General features: G+C 49.1%; 18 protein-coding genes. 4 read left to right on the top strand and 14 right to left on the bottom strand.

The window, feature by feature from the left end; genetic code table 11:
• Positions 1-11: 11 nt before the first annotated feature.
• Positions 12-986 (bottom strand): DUF1852 domain-containing protein, encoded by a 975-nt coding sequence (locus C3B51_RS08875; protein WP_125719585.1) that lies wholly within the window; start codon positions 984-986, stop codon positions 12-14.
• 435 nt (positions 987-1,421) lie between these two features.
• Between C3B51_RS08875 and C3B51_RS08870 the strand changes: the two genes are divergently transcribed.
• Complete coding sequence (locus C3B51_RS08870) at positions 1,422-2,231, top strand: sulfite exporter TauE/SafE family protein (RefSeq protein WP_130244804.1); 810 nt, start codon at positions 1,422-1,424, stop codon at positions 2,229-2,231.
• Between the two features lie 97 nt (positions 2,232-2,328).
• On the opposite strand, the gene C3B51_RS08865 is transcribed toward C3B51_RS08870, so the two are convergent.
• The 4 genes from C3B51_RS08865 to C3B51_RS08850 form a co-directional block, all read right to left on the bottom strand.
• Positions 2,329-2,520: a hypothetical protein gene (locus C3B51_RS08865; RefSeq protein ID WP_125719589.1), complete on the bottom strand. Its 192-nt coding sequence runs from the start codon at positions 2,518-2,520 to the stop codon at positions 2,329-2,331.
• A 172-nt stretch (positions 2,521-2,692) separates the two neighbouring features.
• A complete protein-coding gene (locus C3B51_RS08860; RefSeq protein ID WP_130244803.1) occupies positions 2,693-3,205 on the bottom strand; it encodes a hypothetical protein in 513 nt (170 codons plus the stop codon).
• Positions 3,206-3,223: 18 nt separating this feature from the next.
• On the bottom strand, positions 3,224-4,315 hold the full coding sequence (locus tag C3B51_RS08855) for a YHYH protein (protein ID WP_240701872.1): 1,092 nt from the start codon (positions 4,313-4,315) through the stop codon (positions 3,224-3,226).
• A gap of 160 nt (positions 4,316-4,475) precedes the next feature.
• Positions 4,476-4,928, bottom strand: coding sequence for a GNAT family N-acetyltransferase (locus tag C3B51_RS08850; protein WP_130244802.1), 453 nt, complete (start codon positions 4,926-4,928; stop codon positions 4,476-4,478).
• Positions 4,929-5,165: 237 nt separating this feature from the next.
• On the opposite strand from C3B51_RS08850, the gene C3B51_RS08845 reads away from it, so the two are divergent.
• A complete protein-coding gene (locus C3B51_RS08845) occupies positions 5,166-5,915 on the top strand; it encodes a hypothetical protein (protein ID WP_130244801.1) in 750 nt (249 codons plus the stop codon).
• 22 nt (positions 5,916-5,937) lie between these two features.
• On the opposite strand, the gene C3B51_RS08840 is transcribed toward C3B51_RS08845, so the two are convergent.
• From C3B51_RS08840 to C3B51_RS08825, 4 genes are read right to left on the bottom strand one after another with little or no spacing between them, the layout of a single operon-like run.
• Positions 5,938-6,702 (bottom strand): DUF429 domain-containing protein, encoded by a 765-nt coding sequence (locus C3B51_RS08840; protein ID WP_130244800.1) that lies wholly within the window; start codon positions 6,700-6,702, stop codon positions 5,938-5,940.
• Between the two features lie 45 nt (positions 6,703-6,747).
• Positions 6,748-7,254, bottom strand: a complete 507-nt coding sequence (locus C3B51_RS08835) for a YfiR family protein (protein ID WP_164519257.1) — start codon at positions 7,252-7,254, stop codon at positions 6,748-6,750.
• On the bottom strand, positions 7,247-9,226 hold the full coding sequence (locus tag C3B51_RS08830; protein ID WP_130244799.1) for a TonB-dependent receptor plug domain-containing protein: 1,980 nt from the start codon (positions 9,224-9,226) through the stop codon (positions 7,247-7,249). The genes C3B51_RS08835 and C3B51_RS08830 overlap by 8 nt, the downstream gene beginning before the upstream one ends.
• The gene (locus C3B51_RS08825) at positions 9,223-10,479 is read right to left on the bottom strand and encodes a sensor domain-containing diguanylate cyclase (RefSeq protein ID WP_165389126.1); all 1,257 of its coding nucleotides are present in this window, start codon (positions 10,477-10,479) and stop codon (positions 9,223-9,225) included. The genes C3B51_RS08830 and C3B51_RS08825 overlap by 4 nt, the downstream gene beginning before the upstream one ends.
• A 293-nt stretch (positions 10,480-10,772) precedes the next feature.
• Here C3B51_RS08825 and C3B51_RS08820 point away from each other — a divergent pair, with 293 nt between their 5' ends.
• Positions 10,773-11,156 (top strand): nuclear transport factor 2 family protein, encoded by a 384-nt coding sequence (locus C3B51_RS08820; protein ID WP_130244797.1) that lies wholly within the window; start codon positions 10,773-10,775, stop codon positions 11,154-11,156.
• A gap of 49 nt (positions 11,157-11,205) precedes the next feature.
• Positions 11,206-11,814, top strand: a complete 609-nt coding sequence (locus tag C3B51_RS08815) for a LysE family translocator (RefSeq protein ID WP_130244796.1) — start codon at positions 11,206-11,208, stop codon at positions 11,812-11,814.
• Positions 11,815-11,873: 59 nt separating this feature from the next.
• On the opposite strand, the gene C3B51_RS08810 is transcribed toward C3B51_RS08815, so the two are convergent.
• From C3B51_RS08810 to C3B51_RS08790, 5 genes are all read right to left on the bottom strand, one after another.
• Positions 11,874-12,374, bottom strand: coding sequence for a GNAT family N-acetyltransferase (locus C3B51_RS08810; protein ID WP_130244795.1), 501 nt, complete (start codon positions 12,372-12,374; stop codon positions 11,874-11,876).
• A gap of 84 nt (positions 12,375-12,458) precedes the next feature.
• Positions 12,459-13,088, bottom strand: coding sequence for a LysE family translocator (locus C3B51_RS08805; protein ID WP_130244794.1), 630 nt, complete (start codon positions 13,086-13,088; stop codon positions 12,459-12,461).
• Between the two features lie 246 nt (positions 13,089-13,334).
• Complete coding sequence (locus C3B51_RS08800; protein ID WP_130244793.1) at positions 13,335-14,837, bottom strand: methyl-accepting chemotaxis protein; 1,503 nt, start codon at positions 14,835-14,837, stop codon at positions 13,335-13,337.
• A gap of 18 nt (positions 14,838-14,855) precedes the next feature.
• On the bottom strand, positions 14,856-15,584 hold the full coding sequence (locus C3B51_RS08795; RefSeq protein ID WP_130244792.1) for a substrate-binding periplasmic protein: 729 nt from the start codon (positions 15,582-15,584) through the stop codon (positions 14,856-14,858).
• Positions 15,585-15,596: 12 nt separating this feature from the next.
• On the bottom strand, positions 15,597-16,268 hold the full coding sequence (locus tag C3B51_RS08790) for a TorF family putative porin (RefSeq protein ID WP_125719618.1): 672 nt from the start codon (positions 16,266-16,268) through the stop codon (positions 15,597-15,599).
• Positions 16,269-16,548: the final 280 nt, after the last annotated feature.

Genomic DNA, 16,548 nt, shown 5'->3' with positions numbered 1-16,548 from the left:
GTCGTTAACTATCAGGCGTAATTCGCCGACCACTGCTCAAGCACAGTCTGGTAAGGCTTAATAAAGTGCTCGTGGGCAAACTTACCCTGCTCCACCGCCAGCCTGCTGCGCTCCTCACGGTCGTACACAATTTGCGTCAGTGAGTGGTCCTGGTTTTTTAAGTTTGGCTGATAGCGTTTGCCTGCCACTGCATTGGCGTTATAAATCTCCGGGCGATAAATTTTCTGAAACGTTTCCATCGTGCTAATGGTGCTGATCAGCTCCAGGTTGGTGTAGTCATTCAGCAAGTCGCCAAAGAAGTAAAACGCCAGCGGGGCAACACTGTTTGGCGGCATAAAGTAGCGCACCTGCAAACCCATTTTCTTAAAGTATTGCTCGGTCAGCGACGACTCGTTTGGTTCATATTCAAAGCCTAGTACCGGGTGTTGGTTTTCGGTTCTGACGTAGGTTTTGCTGTCCGACACACTCAGGCAGATCACCGGTCGCTTTTTAAAGTTTTGTTTATACGCACTGGAGTTCACAAAGTGTTTAAACAGTTTGCCGTGTAATTCACCAAAACCTTCGGGGATACTGAACTGCGGTTTACCTTTATTGTGATCGAGCAAAACCACACTGAAATCGTAGTCGCGAACATAAGATGAAAAGTTGTTACCGACGATGCCTTCGGTGCGCTCACCGGTTTTATGGTCGATAATGTTGGTTTTCAGTACCTCGATAGAGGGAAAAGCTTCGCCGCTGCCCGCAATGTCGATGTCTACCGAGATGATCTCCAGCTCAATGGCATAACGGTCGCCGTTTGGATTGTCCCAGCTCGCCAGCGCATTAAAACGGTTATCGATCATCTTTAATGCATTACGCAGGTTCGCCTGACGACTTTCCCCTCTGGCCAGGTTAGCAAAATTGGTTGTGATCCGTGTATTGTCTGACGGACGATAATGCTCATCAAAAATGAGGCTTTTGACTGTAAAAGTAAACTCGTTGTTCATGGCGTTCTGGTATCCAATTTTCTGTAATTAACCCAAATGTACAGTGCTCTTCTTGGTGCAGCGTTTGCACTTAGCCATAATCAAGCAGGTCAGGCGTTGAGAGCACATACATTGTTACCCGGGCAAGCACTTGAAGAAAAACGGTTTAATTTCACCTAAAACTTGAGCTGCGCTCATGCTTATTACTCAGCTGCGTTTTTTCGTCGGCCAGTCACAAGAAAAGGGGTGTGAAAACATCTAGAAATTTAAGCATCTAGCCATCTAGATGCTTAAATTGAATTTACTTCAACTAAAACGTGAGGAATATTCAAAGCTTATCTGAAAAGCCTGCGCCCTTATCTTGATATACTCCTGTGGAACGTGGCGATCTGGTTGCCAGCAAGGCATTCCCCTCGTCATCTGTCTAAATCCGAATAATAAAATGAGACAAACACAATGAGTGACTTGTTGTTATTGATAATATGCTGCGCGGTGCTGGGCAGCGGTGTGGGCTTTCTGGCCGGACTCCTGGGCATTGGCGGCGGGCTGGTGATTGTTCCGGTGCTAAGCAGTATCTTGTTATACTTTGCGGTGTTGCCTGCTGAGCAGGTGATTATCGCCGCCATTGCCACCTCTTTGGCCTCTATTTTGTTTACTTCGACCTCCTCTGCCATCGCCCACCACAAAAATGGCAATGTGCCCTGGGAGCTGGCTCCCTGGATCATGACTGGGGTGGCTCTGGGCGCGCTGATCAGCGGCTTTTTAGCGGCCATGCTTCCGGAGCAAATCGTACGCTGGGTGTTTGCCATCAGCGTGGTTCTGATTGCACTGAAGATGTTTTTTGGCAATAACAAGCCTCCTTCTGACGAGCGCACTATGCCCAATAAAGGGGTGTTAACGGGGTTTACAACCTTAACTGGCGGGCTCTCAGCCATGATTGGTATCGGTGGCGGCGCACTGCTGGTGCCCCTGCTGACGTTTTTCTCCATTGATATGAAAAAAGCCATTGGCTGCGCCTCAGCCTGTGGCATCGTGATTGCCCTGTTTGGCTCTGTCGGTTACGTCACGTCGGGCAGTGCACAGTTTGCGCTATCAGATGGGTTTGCCGGGTTTGTCTACCTGCCCGCACTGCTGGGCATTGTCTGTACGTCTTGGTTTACCGCCCCGCTGGGTGCAAAAGCAACGCATCATTTACCCGTACCAACCATCAAGAAAATATTTGCGGGGTTACTGGTGCTGGTTGCGGCGAATATGATACTCGCCTAGACGCTGTCATAGGGGCCGGATTGAGCGCCCCTCGTTTTCACCAAATTCGGTTCAGTACAACTCAGTTGCGGCACTCAGCACCGCAACTCAGGCAGGTTTAACACAAAATTGTGCCGTGGCAATTAAACTCTCCGGGATTAGTAGTACAAATTTTGACAATAGACGGGCAAATGGTTGTGCACCCGGTGTTTGTATGCTCGCCGCCAGCAACATTAGGCGTTGCATCAACAGCCAGCGTGGGGAGTTTACTTAAATTTTTGATCTGCTTTTTCTTAAATGTCAGTTTCATAATCATTCCTTGTGTTGATAAATAAGTGTAGATAAATAAGTTTCAATAATTACCTTAACTTAATCCAGAGCATTTGCAATAGAGGGACAAATTTGCCGCTTCTTCCCCGTTTATAGCGGACCATTGAGTGGTATCCTTTGTGCCGCCTTCATATCAGTCATCGCTCTGCCATTCAGAACACCTTAGCAGCCTGCTGCTTGGCGGTTAGGGTAAAGCGCTGTGTTAAGCCAAGGCGCTTGTATTTGGCCCGCATGGCCAGCTGTTTGTCGTTACTCTTGCCGTAAAATCCATTGTGAAATCGCAGTCCTTGCTTGTGATCAACGCCGACAAACTTGCCCATGACCACAATCTGGTCAATCTCGCTTTGGTCGCCGTGATGAGCGGTTTGTGGTGACAGAAGCAATCCTTCAATCTGCTTTTTAGTTTTTCCCTGGGTCATATAAATCTGCGCCTGTACATGTTTAAACAGGTCACTTTGCGCCTGTTTAAATTCCTCTGCTGATAAATGGCCATTTTTATCGGCATCCGCATCTGGAAAACTCGACGGGTCAATGGCCACCACCAGATAGGCGCCCGACTCGTCGAAGTTCAGTGTCCCCTGCTCGGCCACCATTAAGTGAGCATGGGCAGCGCAGCTTACTGAAAGGCTGCCTGCTAGCAGTAATTCTGTGATGAAATTTCGCATGTTTGAATCTCCCAGTGACTATAACTGACCTTTTACACAGCGCTGAAAATACGGATAGGTGTCGGTGGCATAGTAATGGTAAATGCCTTGAGGGAACTCAGGGGTGACGCCATAGCGGCCATTACATTCGTCCAGGTCGCCGCTGCCCGCCACATACACCCAATCCTGGGCAAAGGTCCCCAGTGCATACACAGACGTTGAGGGGCGGTTGCTGCTGACGTTCTCCACCAGCTGATAACTCCCCGTCATCGCCTTTAATGACGAGGTTGCGTCTTGCGCGTCGCTGTAGCCATATCGGGCGTAGATAGGAAAGCCGTCTGCGGCCCAGCCAATCAAGGTCATGCTGGTACTGTCACCGCCACGCAGGGCAATAAAGCCTTCCGGCATGCCGTGGTAATGATAAGCACCATTGGGCTGCACATGGGCATTGTTGTCATCGGTGCCAAAGTCAAAGCTGGTCTGGCCAAGCGCTTCGATATGCCAATTTCCGGTATTGCCGACCAAACTACAGCTGTTGCCGGAATCATCGCACGAGCCTGCGGTATTGGCGTCTATTTTAACGCCATTCAATACATAGCCCGTTGCGCCTCTTGGTCCGCCGAGCGTTGAAGCCGTATCCGTTTGTTCGGGCGTTAGGGTGTAACTGACAGAAACCGCGGTTTCGCTGATGGTATTGGGATTGCCCGGATTAGGAAAAGTGCCCGTCTCATGGTCTGGAATGCCGTTGGCTGTAAGTTGCCGGGTGCTTCCCGTACAGCTCCAGTCGGCATTACTGGTCATTTGTACTGAGGCGGAATCATTGAACTCGTTGTAAAAGTAATCACACAGCACGCCGTCGGTCGAGCCAGATGTCAGCGCCGTGCCCGTGTCTGTATTGGCACCCGACTCTGTCTCTTCGGTATTTGAATCATCCAACGGAGCATTATTATCACTTGATGTATCCGCTGTGCTGTCGCTCTGAGTTGCGGAACCTGTGTTGGTGCTGCTGGCTTCTGCGCTAAGCGAATTCGACTGAGCCTGAGTATCACTGCCACCACCCGAGCCACATGCAGATAACAACAACACCGACACCCAGGTCGCCAACATTGTTCTTTTATGTACTGTATTCATACCAACCACTCCCACAAAACGGAACATCTGATAGCAAAACGCTACCTTTGATTTCACTATATGAGTGGATTGTGCAAACACCGCGCAAAGAAAGTGCAAATACTGTGCAAGTTTAAGGCGCGCTGGCCTTGCCCTGGTTGAGCCAGACACCCGGCTAACTTTAAAGTGTTTTTCCCATATAGGTTTTTTCCATATAGAGCAAAGCGCGCCCCTGATGCTCGCCCCGCTCAAAGAGGGTATAGCCAAGTTTTTGATAGATATGGATCCCACGGGTGTTGTCGGCAAACACATCCAGCCAGATGCGTTTGCACTTAAGCACATCGACGCAGTATTGCTCCATTTGGCTGAGAGCTTGCTGACCAATACCGCGACCTTTAACGCCGACCACAATTCTGCGAAACTCCACGCTGGTTTCACCCTCGCGCGCCAGAATGATAAAACCGACTAGCGACTGACTGTCATAGATAGACAAATACACTATGTGTGGCTGTGCCATCGCGGCGCAATGTTGCTCAGCACTGTATGGCAGAATAAAGCCGGATGTATCCGCCGCCACTTCCATTTCTACAAACCGCGTTATGTCTGATGGGTTTGATTCTTTTAGTTCTATCATTGCACTCGCCTGTTTCTGAGCCCTGGCAACCTGACGTAAATACCACCAAGTGCCCGATATTCATCAGCCATTAACTTTACAGGATCAACAGTAAGCTGGCGATAGGGTGATAAGCCCTAAACTCACAACCTGCAAAGGCAAAGCGCTGAAAGTGCAAAAAACACACAACCACAAACTTGACAAAAAATACACATAAAACTAACCTCAATCTCACTAATCAAAAGGAGAGGATCTGACATGAAAAAGTTACCACTGAGCGCATGTATACTTGCTGCATTACTGGGCCATAGCACGCTCGCGCACGCCAACAGCCAGATCAGTGATCAGGCAATGGCTGAGTTCAAGGAAATGCGGGTGGCATTTGATGAAGGCGCCAACGCATTGGGAATGAGCGCTGAGCGCTATGCCGATGTCGCCCAGAAGTACGAGCGCTTTATGACCAAGCTGGCTGCGCCAGCGGGTTATCACGACAGTGAAGTGCCTGATGATATCCTGCCTTTTAACCAGATCCCTGCGGTACAGGAAGCAAAGTACCATGCTGATGGCTATTCCCCGGAGTTTGAACAACGCCTGAGAGCCGAGATAAACCAAAATGATGCTCGCCTGGCCACATATCTGGGTCTGACAACCGAGCAGCTTCACCCATTTGTTAAACAGTACGCTCAGTTTGTGATGGATGGCAGAGTAATGAGCGACAACATGATGGGGAAAGGTAATTTCTCTATCAAGGCCATGGAAAGGTTCGAGTATGTGTGTCGCTCAGAATGCGGCAGCTTTGGTATGACTAGCCTAGATTACCTTCATTTACGAGAAGGACTGCGAGCGCTGCATTCAGGTGGCTATTATACCGACGTTAAAGTTGTTACTCGCAATCGTGATGGCTCTTACCATGACACAGCTATCTGGCGCGTGCGCATGGATGGGCGCATATGGCGAGAGCGCGCTGCAAATTGCGACAATGAGATTAGTTGCCACCAGGAACCCTAGTCACTCCTGGCGCTTTTTGTATTCAGCACTTTAAACACTTATTCAGGCTGGGTGGCGACCACGAAATACAAGGTACTTGCGGCACCCAGATATAACCTTGCTGATCACACCCATAGGCCATGCCCGGTGCCTGTATCTGATAAAGTCCGGCAATATAAAGACAGAAAATGGCATCCAGCGCATCTTCATTGCTTTTAAGGGTTTGCCCGCTCAATGACTCTATGTAGTCCTCAGACAGAATATGCGAGAACGACTCGGGTATTTCAAACGCTAAAACCCGCGAAGACGCAAGCTGCGCAATTAAGCTGGCCAGCGCCCTCTGACCTGCCTTGCGCGTAGCCACATCGCCCTTTTTATAAAGGAGCCTCTCCGGTAATTCAAAACACTCGATCATGGCAGGATGCGGATAACACTCAATTTGCCATTGTGTTAATGCCAGGTGCTCAAACCCCTGTTCCTGTAAAGCCAACGAGAGAGCGACACTGGCAGCGGCGGGATACAAGGTGGTGTTTGAGGTATGACAAGAGGCTTTACGCGACCCGTAATCTCTGCTGAGCTGTTTTTCACATTCCCGCTGACCCGTTTGATTTTCGATGATCAGCGGCGCATCAATGGCAATACCTGTGAGCGAGGGTTGCCGTGCGATAAAGGTCACAATATCTTGCAGACCAAACAGCGCAGGCTCTACCCCTTCCAGAGATAACACGCCTCCATTCAGACTACCTACGGCCGCCGCAGACGGGTTCTTTTCACTGTGCCAGGCCAGGTCTAGTCCCATTAGTGTCATATTATTCTCCCTAACGCTTTGCTTACCATTATGTTGTCGTTTGTTTTAACGTACCTCAGTGGCCAGTTTAAGTAAATGAGCACTGAAGTTCAGGCCACGGCGCTTTGCGTCTGTCAGATTAACGCGAAAGCTGAGGTTGTTGGCATCGGCTATCAGGCCTATCATGGCCCCCTGGCGAAACCCTTCGCTGGTATCCGCAACCACCAGCACCGGGGACTGTGCCAGGTCTTCAAGCCAGTACTGGGTTTGCTGTCTGTTCTGCTGGCTTAAAAACAGGATATCGCATTGCGATACCTGTTCGTTGTCGGGCAGCTCTATCACTTCGGTACTCTCATCCACCTGTTGCTCTTGCAGCAAAGCGTCGATGGCCTGATAGAGAGCCGGGTTACCGACCACGCAAAAGCTCAGTTTATCTGGCGGCGGTGGCGGCCACTTGCTGAACTGACTAAAGCGATATAAAAACGCCGCCTTGAGCTCATTCTCACTGAGGTTTTGCGCCTTTCCCTCGGGCAGCAGCACCAGACATAACAGAACCAATAGCAACTTAATCATTGCCCCAGCTCCAGTTGAGCGACAGGTGCACCTGACGACGACGTTGCAGATAAGGCACAAAGCCGTCATCGGTAATATCGAGTATTTCTTTGTCGGTGATATTTCTGACGCCCAGCGCGATAAACAGGTTGTGCTCGTTTTGCCAGTTTACGTTGACATCATGACTGGCAAAGCCCGGCAGGTGGCTGTCAAAGGTTCTTCTTTTGCTGACTGCATAAGAATTCAGGCTGAGCGTAAAGCCTGAGTGACCAAGCGGTAAGCTAAAACGCAGCTTGCCAATAAATTCAGGGGAGTTGGCAATGCCAAACCCGCCGCGCAGGCGTGAGCGCTGGATTGCGGTGCTGGCTATCAAAGACATACCGTTTGACCAGCGTTTGTCTGCCCCAATTTCAGCACCATGGCTGCGAATGGGTGGTGGATTAAAGTAAATAGGCCGGAAAAAGTCCTGATGGATCAGGTTATCTATGTTGGCGTAATAAAACGTGGCAAACGACGACAGTGAGTTGCTCCAGCGCTGCACCAAGCTTATCTCATTGTAATCTATGGTCTCATTTTTGGGGTTTGGCTCGTCAAATACGCTGTTTGCATTGCGCTCAAGAAAGTTCGCGACCCTGAATGCCCGGCTGTGACGCAGCAACAGGTGGTGCTCGGGGGTAAAACTGTATTTGGCGGTAAAGCTTGGAGACCAGCGCTCAGAGCTGAAGTCCGAATTGTCATATCTCAGTGCCCACTGAAATTTAAACTCAGGTGTTATGCGCCACAGGTCCTGAACATACAGGCCATAGCGATTTTCATTACTTTTTTGTTCAAAATTAAACTCCGAGGGAATGCTCGAGCGAGAGCTAAATTCCTGCCTGTGATCCTTTTGAAAATCTATGCCCAGCATAAGTTCGTGGTCTTCCACACCTAAAAAAACCAGCTGCCCATCCAGGTTGCTCCAGCGGCCTGAGTTCATAGGGCGCACAAATTCCAGCCCGCCATCGGGCAAGGTCAGCGGTACATTGCGGATAAGATCGTTACCGTGAGTAGAGATATGAAAATAGGCTTCTATGTCCTGCGAAATAGTGTCATCAAATGTCAGCGCGACAAAAAAGGCTTCATTGTCGAGCGTTTCAAGCTCCGGCGTGCCCATTTCTGGCATGTCAGAGCGCAGCACACTAAAACCATCCGGGAAACTGCGTTGGCGGCGTGAAGCCGCAGCCTGAAACTGAAAACTGCCACTTTGATGGCTGAACATGGCTCTGCTGCTGCTTTCTTTGTTAAGCTGCTGCCAGGCTAGCAGCTCGGCTGGGGCACCTGGCACGGGAAAATCGATATCCCGCAGCTTAGAGCCACTTAAAGAAAACCAGCTGTCGGCGCCCCCTTGTGAGCGCAGCCCGGCAGTTATCCGGCCATGGTGTGTTTCGTCGTTGGTCACCGACCAGGCAGTGTTCAGGCCACGCAATTTGCTGCTGGTTTTGGTCACTATGTTGATCACCCCAAGAAGTGCATTGTTGCCGTATAAAGCAGCAGACGCACCCGGGCTGTATTCCACCCGCTCAATCAGCCCCACATCGACAAAATTCTCGTAGCCAAGCAACCCGGCATCCAGCAGGTTTTCGTTCATTCGGGTCCCGTCCAGTAAGAACAAAAAACGCGAATTAAAGTCGCCGGGTCGACCTATGCCTCTGGCCCCAAGGTAGATAAATGAGCTGTTATCACGGGTGGTGATCCCCACAAACATCGCCAGAATGTCTGCCAGTGATTGCAGATTAAACTGCCTGATATCTTTGTCGGTGATCACATGGGTGACTGCCATGCTGTCGCTACTGGAGCGCTCTATCCTGGAGCCCGCAGAGCTTTGCGTATTGCTGGGTAACTGGTTGAGCTGCTGACTCAACAAATCTTCCAGGTCGGGTAAAGGGTCATTTTGTGCCAGCGCGCAGCTCGACAATACCATCATGAGCCCAACAAAAAGGTAATGCTGTTTCATACCTGTGCCTGCTTACTGAAAACCTGAAAGTTGTTTTTTCCTGCACGTTTTGCCGCGTACATGGCATCATCGGCGCAGTTGAGCAGCTCCATAGGTGCATCGGCATCAAGAGGCGTGTAGGCCAGACCAATACTGATCCCAATCGGCATCACAGTCTCTTTAACTACTATGGGTTGGTTAATGATGGTGACTATCCTGGCGGCCAGCTTCTCGGCGTTTTCTGTCGACTCTATGCTTGGCAAGAGCAGCGCAAACTCATCGCCCCCCAAGCGACAAAGCAGATCATCGCTGCGGATAATGGCGCTGATCCGCTGACCAACCTCGATCAGCGTTTCATCCCCGGCATCGTGGCCATAGTTGTCGTTCACAAATTTAAAATTATCGAGGTCAATAAACATCAAGCAACTTAAAGGCTTGGGGTTACACGCCTCGCAGGTTATCTCTTTGAGCAGTTGATTCAATGCGACCCGGTTTGGCAGCTTAGTGAGCGGATCGGTGCGGACCATTTGCTTGAGCTGCTGCCCTTGTGCCTGCTCCTGTTCAAGCTGTTGTCGTAGTTCAGCCTGGGAAATATCAACACGCTTGAGTAGCTCGTTGAAACTGCGGGTTAAAATACCAATTTCGTCATCGCGGATCACATTGGCACGCAGTTGAAAATTATGCTCATGAGAGACCCGCTGTGCCAGCTCCGAGAGTGAGATAAGTGGCATCAGGGCCTGACGCTGAACGCGTGAAAGCAAAAAAGCCGAGCCGGTAAACAAAGCTGCGATCAGTAATGCCAACATCAGGACCAATTGTAAATACCAGTACATCATGCCCGTTAAATCGAGCACCATGATCAGGTCGCCCTCAAACTTGCCTTTGATTGACACGGGGTAATATAAGCGCATTCTAACGCCTTCGTATTCCCGCACAGACTCAATGCCAACTTGCTGATATAAAGTCGAAGATTTAACAAAACTGGGCTTTGCATACTCGCTGAAAACCTCACCTTTGGTATCTCGTAGCGAGATAAACAACACGTCTTTGTTAACCCCGACAAGTTCAAGCTCTTTGCTTGCCGTTTCCACATCATTAAACACCAGCATAGGCACCACGTTATGTGCCAGCTGGGCAAGATTGGTCTCTGCAGTTTCGGCCTGCCGGTCGCGGACCACAAACCACAGCAATATGGACGTCAACGAAAACACCAGCAGCATACTGCTTGCCATCACCGACAAGTTCAGCTGGGTTAATCTCTTAACAAGAGACATAGAAGGTAACGGCTCGCTCAAGTGTCCCCCATAAACCAGACGACTGTATTGTCTTAATAAATATAGAAGAGAGCTGTTCAAAAAACAGGCCGAGGCAGGTAATTAGAGAAAATTATTACGTTTATTGCAACTCCAACCCTGAGCGACAGATAACATTAGCGTTATCGTCTAACGGTACAATTCACGCATTTAACTCAGCACAGCACTTGCCAAATGTTGGGCTAGTCGATTTAATACGTCTGTACCCGCACAAACATGCAGGGACGTACATGTTTTAAATAAGGAGAATTGACATGTCAGAACCCGTTCATATCGACCTGGTTGAGGCCTATATTAGCGCCTACAACGACTTTGACATTGCCGCTATGCTGGCGCTGTTGGACCAGGATATTGTTTTTGAGAATGAATCTAATGGTGAGATCACGGCAAGTGCGCAAGGTAAAGCAGCCTTTGAGCAACTCGCCGAAAAATCAGCCGCGATATTCGAGACCCGTCAGCAGACGCTCACCGAGTTGGCATTGGAAGAAAATGCTGCCATCGCGCACATTCAGTATCAGGCAAGGCTGGCCGTTGATCTGCCAAACGGCTTAAAGGCTCAGGATACGCTGGAGCTTGAGGGAAAAACCCTGTTCCGGTTCGAAAACAACAAAATCACTTATATCAAAGACGTGAGCTGAGGCCGACACAGCCGCCCCATTTTACCGAGCCAAGAGGACTATTTGTTTTATGACCTTTGAACATTATCTGGCCTTGTTTATTGCCATGTTTCTCGTTGCGGTGATACCCGGACCCGCCGTATTTGCGATTACCTCGGCGTCTATCGCGCGTGGGCTGAAGCAAGGTGTGAATATGACTGTGGGCTTGCTGCTTGCCGATTATCTGTTCATTTTACTTGCGATTTCGGGCCTTGCAGTGGTCGCCGAAGTGCTGGGCAGCGCCTTTGTGATCATCAAATACCTCTGCGCCGCTTATCTGGTCTGGATGGGGATTTCCCTGATCCGTGCAAAACCGGGCACATCCATTGCTGAACCTCAGGTGCAAAGCACGCAGTCAGCCGTGTTGAGCGGTTTTTTGCTGACACTGAGCAACCCAAAAGCCATTGTTTTTTACGTGGCCTTATTTCCCACATTTGTGGCCATAGAAAACATGACCTACCCGGATATTTTGGGGATTATGGCATGTGCAACACTCGCGTTTGGTTCGGTTAACCTGGGTTACGTGTATCTGGGCAGCCAGGCCAGAAAACTGCTGACAACGCCACGCCGACTCACGCTGCTCAATCGCTGTGCAGGCTCGGTACTGGCCGCATCCGGCGTGACGGTTGCTGTGCGCTGACCTCATTTGTGCTGAGCTTTCGCCTAACTCAGCACAAACAATTTAACTGAATGCCAGGATTAAAGTTCAATGGCCAGGATGCAGCTATTTTGTGAGCCTGCACTGCGCTTTTGCGGGTCGTGAAAAGTATCAATAATTTGAAATCCGGCTTTTCGCATCATGCCAGCAGAAGCCAGGTTTTCTTCATGACGCTCAATTAAAACCAGTTCGCCACCAGCGTGCTTTGCTTGTGCAATACAGGCCTGTAACAGGGCCGTCGCTATGCCTTTGCCGCTATGCTGACTGGCAACCACCACGTCACCGATAAAGTACATGACATTTTGGCCGGTGTATTGGTTGAGATAATCCGGGCTGTGGACAGCGTCAATCAACACAGCAAAGCCGATGATTTCATCTTCGTGCACCGCCACCATGGCACTTGCACCGCCCTGCTTGAGTAACTCAAACTCACCATTAACGCCTTCTTCAGTTAAGTGGTTCCACTCATTCTGGCCATGTTGCCACAACAGTGCTTTTAGTGCCTCAGCTTCCGTCGCCAAAGCAAGTCGATAAGTGATCATTTGGTTTTTCCTTCCAATTTTATTATGTTTTGTATTGATTTGAGCCATGCAGATGCTCGTGTAAATGCCCTTTACAGTGGGCTTTCAGGATCCGATTATTTGTCCCGATAACTGTACTAAAATTTCCTGCAACACAGGGAGTACAGAAATGACCAACAACAGCGCCATGGCCAAGTTAAAACGCTGACGGCTGGCCGCACTGCTCAGCCAGTTTTGTAACAGTGAGCCAAACAATAACCAGACGCCAACGCAGGGAAATGACACCAACAAAAAGATAGCGGCGATCAGCATTGTCTGGCTATCGACTCCGCCACCGACCGTAGTAAAAGCAGCGACGGCGCCGGTGGCAACCACCCAGGCTTTGCCGTTTATCCATTGGAACAAGGCGCCTTTTAAAAACGACAACGGCTGACCCTGACTCTCGGCATCCTGGGTATCGGCGGAGCGCGCGATCAGTAAAGCCAGATACAGCAAATACAGCACACCCGCACACTTGATAAGCATATGAAGCCCTGGAAACCATTCAAACAACCTGGAAAAACCGATCCCGACGAGCAGCAACATAAAGGCAAAACCGATACAAATACCACTGAGCAGCGGCAAACTTCTTTGAATCCCGAAGTTTACTCCTGACGTCATCACCATAATATTGTTCGGGCCTGGAGTCACTGAGGATGATATGGCAAAGAGGATAATTGCGTATAAATAGTCCATATTTGAGCCCTTCCTTTTGTTTTTTATACTCCTTTTTACAGGTCAATTTGTAAATAGACAAGTGACCCATGTTCGAAAATTCGCCACAGCGCGTTTTATAATGCTCAGAGTTTTCTTGGCGTTGTGAGGCCAGAGCGCGCCATAACTGTATTTAAAAGGGAAACAGCCAGACTACTGGGAGTGTTGTGTTAAGACAGAGCTCGCTCAGGAAACTGAGCGAGCAGCAGAGTTATTCGTGTATAGCTTTTAGGTTTTAAAGCGACTGACTAAGTCTCTGAGCTGCAATGACAGCTCTTTCATATCACCGGAGTAAACCTGTACCTGCTCGATTTTGCCCATACTGTTTTGCCCCGAAAAGACCACTTCATTGATGTTTTTACTGAGATCTTCTGCAACTGTGCTCTGCTCCGAGACTGCCGATGAGACATGGCTGGACATTTGTGTGATGTTTTCGACAGCTTTACTGATGTTTGCCAGCGAGGCGCTGGCTGTCTGTGCCGCCTGCTTGCTTTCTTCGCTTTTAAGCTTGCTTTTTTGCATCACAGTCACGGCTGAGTCTGAGCCTTTTTGTAGCAAGGTAATGGTTTCGTGTATTTCCGCAGTGGATGTTTGTGTTCGACTGGCCAGGGAACGCACCTCATCGGCCACCACGGCAAATCCCCGGCCCTGCTCACCGGCTCTGGCAGCCTCTATGGCAGCATTGAGCGCCAGCAAATTGGTTTGCTCTGCGATCGACTGGATCACATCTAATACCGACACTATGCCCTGAACACTGGCTTCCAGTGAACTGACCACTTGCGTGGCTTCGTCCATTTGTATTACCAGCTCTTCTATTGCATGAATAGATTGCTCAAATGCCTGATTCACCTTATCCGCATCCGTGTAGGCATTTTCTGCCGACTCCAGCGTCAGCTTAGTATTGCTTTCAATTTCCAACGCCGACGACGCCATCTCAGTAATGGCCGTTGCAATCTGGTCCGTTTCCTGTTGTTGCTGCTGTAAAAAGTTAAAGCCTTCGGTACTAAGGCTAGAGATGTTTTCTGATAACGCGGATGAATCGTCAATCGATAGCTTAATGGTTGTCACAAGTTCCGCGATTTTTTCTTCAAACAAGTTAAATGAGGCGGCCAAACGACCTATTTCATCGTCCCGTCTGACCACTAAATGCTGGGTCAGGTCGCCTTCACCACTGGCAATGTTGGCCAGTTTGTCAGCCACCTCCTCCAGGGGTATCGCCACCAGGCGATTAAAAATGAATGCCAGCACGCTGCCTAAAATGGCCGCAAGCAGTACCACTTTCACCACAGAATTAATGGCCAAAGACAGCAGTGCCTGGCGCATGGGCTCTGTGTTGATTAACAAGGTAACACTGCCCACCGGACTTTGCTCCCCGCCATTATCGAACAGTAATTCAAAGTCAAAAGAAGTGGTAGAGGGCGGTTGTGTATCGCCCTCTTGCGTAGTTTTCACGATTAACTCGCCGCCCGTATCACGCACTTCAATCAGGGCAATGTCGTCAGATGCCGCCTCCGCATTTACCAGTTTCTGCGCCAGGTCAGTCTGAAAGTTCCACAAAGCACTCGGCAGTGATAGCTCCATACGCTGCTTAGCCAAGGCTATTTGCGTATCCAACTTGCTTTTCAGCTGATTACTCTGCGTCACATAGTCATAAACACCGAACGCGAGCAACACAAAACCCATTGCCAGCAAAGCGGTTAAAACAAGACGAAATTGAATCGAGCGAGTCAAGCGAACCTCCTGCCACCGTTAATTCAGGTGCTTAGCCATAATGGCGGGAATATCTATTTTTTTCAGCCCGGCATTATATATTTGCTGCCACTTTTGACCTTGCGCATCATTACGAAATGCCACAAATAACTGCTTGTCTTGCAGTAAAGTCGGATGCATTGCAACCTTAGACTGGACACTGCTTAACGACGCGTCGGATTTCAGCAAGTACTTCAGTACATTACTGTCTATTACGGCTGCATCGATGCGTTTTGCCGCGACTTTCTTAATGTTCAGCACATCAGACGGTACGGCCTCCCCTTTAATACTGCCGCTGGCTATCATTTCGTCCAGCTCTTTGGTGTTAACATAGTCCTGGACCACACCAATGCGTTTACCAGCCAGGTCGCCCACAGTGCTGTAGCTGATTGGCGCAGACACATTCTGGACCAGACCAAGTGGCCCTGTGCCCATCGGATCGGAAAACACAAACTCACTGGTGTCGTAGTGATATTCAGGAAAATACCCCACATACTTGGAATCTTTGGTAGACGCCGACTTAACCGCCCGCGACCAGGGGTAAAACTCCACCACCAAAGTGTGTCCTTCAGCGGCAAACGCAGCTTTTGCAACCGCCACCGACGCCCCCTGTTCACTGAGCGATTTACCAGAGTAAGGCGGCCAGTCCAGTGAAGTCAAATACACAGTTTCGGCATAACTATACCAAGATGCACACAGCACCATTAAGGCTGCAATCAGTGATTTCATTACATAACTCCATTAGAAATTAAAGGTTCTGGCCAGTGTGACTAACACAGTGGAATCACCCATAGTGTCCAGGGTCGTATCTTCGTACCCTAAGCTCAGCGCCCAATCGTTAATGCTATAGTTCACCGTGGCGCGCCAGTGGGTGTAACTGTCATCGTCTTCCCATTTCCATTTGTCTTTATCATGACTTATGGAGTGGTCAATACCCACTTCGAACGACAGATTGTCGTTGATGGGAATGGCGTGAGTCAGCATCACTATGCTGTGCCCGGCATCTGTCCCAAAGTAGTCCCAGGTATACCAGAAATTCAGATTGGTGTTGCCAACGTTAAACTTCACGTAGGCTTCTGGATAGTTATAATCCGAGCTGTTATCGCCGCCATGGTAGGTATATTGTGCAATGCCAATATCCACATTAACCGTGTCGTCAATCGCGGTGTAATAGCCAATATAGCCATCCGCTTCAATGTCTGTTCCTTCGCCAAAATCAACCTGAGATCCCCAAAAACCGGCGTACAGACCAGAGTCGCCCGCCCAATCAAGACTGGCCTGAATGGCAGGATCTTCATCGGTCTGGCTTACCCCGTTGAACAGGTAATCGGAAACCAAAGTAATAGTAGAAGAAGTCGCGGCGTATCCATTGGCGGATACCGCAAGAAAAGTGCACAGGAGTAATTTTTTCATGGTAACCCTCTAAGAGCCAACAAATTAGTTGTCACTTCAAAGCGTAGCGCAAATTTTTACACTTTAAAGTTAGAGGGCACTTTTATTAGATTTATATCAAAAAATTCAATAGTTTTTGGTTTGTGTAAATAATACCAATTTCACTTAATACCTGTTCAATTTGACGGAGCAAATATGACGCTAACTGTGTTAAAAATTTCTCATTTAGAACAACTAAATAGCAAAATTTTTGCCTTGTTATCGAGCCTATTTTCTCGCCTCAAAATAGAACACTTAATTA

Origin of the sequence: Pseudoalteromonas rubra (assembly GCF_004212645.1) — a bacterium.
Lineage (GTDB): Bacteria > Pseudomonadota > Gammaproteobacteria > Enterobacterales > Alteromonadaceae > Pseudoalteromonas > Pseudoalteromonas rubra_G.
The sequence above is the reverse complement of the archived record's forward strand: the minus strand, read 5'-3'. Positions and strand labels throughout refer to the sequence as shown.

Coding starts and splice junctions, on each gene's coding strand:
- C3B51_RS08875 (WP_125719585.1), bottom strand. CDS start 986: ATGAACAACGAGTTTACTTTTACAGTCAAAAGCCTCATTTTTGATGAG.
- C3B51_RS08870 (WP_130244804.1), top strand. CDS start 1,422: ATGAGTGACTTGTTGTTATTGATAATATGCTGCGCGGTGCTGGGCAGC.
- C3B51_RS08865 (WP_125719589.1), bottom strand. CDS start 2,520: ATGAAACTGACATTTAAGAAAAAGCAGATCAAAAATTTAAGTAAACTC.
- C3B51_RS08860 (WP_130244803.1), bottom strand. CDS start 3,205: ATGCGAAATTTCATCACAGAATTACTGCTAGCAGGCAGCCTTTCAGTA.
- C3B51_RS08855 (WP_240701872.1), bottom strand. CDS start 4,315: ATGAATACAGTACATAAAAGAACAATGTTGGCGACCTGGGTGTCGGTG.
- C3B51_RS08850 (WP_130244802.1), bottom strand. CDS start 4,928: ATGATAGAACTAAAAGAATCAAACCCATCAGACATAACGCGGTTTGTA.
- C3B51_RS08845 (WP_130244801.1), top strand. CDS start 5,166: ATGAAAAAGTTACCACTGAGCGCATGTATACTTGCTGCATTACTGGGC.
- C3B51_RS08840 (WP_130244800.1), bottom strand. CDS start 6,702: ATGACACTAATGGGACTAGACCTGGCCTGGCACAGTGAAAAGAACCCG.
- C3B51_RS08835 (WP_164519257.1), bottom strand. CDS start 7,254: ATGATTAAGTTGCTATTGGTTCTGTTATGTCTGGTGCTGCTGCCCGAG.
- C3B51_RS08830 (WP_130244799.1), bottom strand. CDS start 9,226: ATGAAACAGCATTACCTTTTTGTTGGGCTCATGATGGTATTGTCGAGC.
- C3B51_RS08825 (WP_165389126.1), bottom strand. CDS start 10,479: ATGTCTCTTGTTAAGAGATTAACCCAGCTGAACTTGTCGGTGATGGCA.
- C3B51_RS08820 (WP_130244797.1), top strand. CDS start 10,773: ATGTCAGAACCCGTTCATATCGACCTGGTTGAGGCCTATATTAGCGCC.
- C3B51_RS08815 (WP_130244796.1), top strand. CDS start 11,206: ATGACCTTTGAACATTATCTGGCCTTGTTTATTGCCATGTTTCTCGTT.
- C3B51_RS08810 (WP_130244795.1), bottom strand. CDS start 12,374: ATGATCACTTATCGACTTGCTTTGGCGACGGAAGCTGAGGCACTAAAA.
- C3B51_RS08805 (WP_130244794.1), bottom strand. CDS start 13,088: ATGGACTATTTATACGCAATTATCCTCTTTGCCATATCATCCTCAGTG.
- C3B51_RS08795 (WP_130244792.1), bottom strand. CDS start 15,584: ATGAAATCACTGATTGCAGCCTTAATGGTGCTGTGTGCATCTTGGTAT.
- C3B51_RS08790 (WP_125719618.1), bottom strand. CDS start 16,268: ATGAAAAAATTACTCCTGTGCACTTTTCTTGCGGTATCCGCCAATGGA.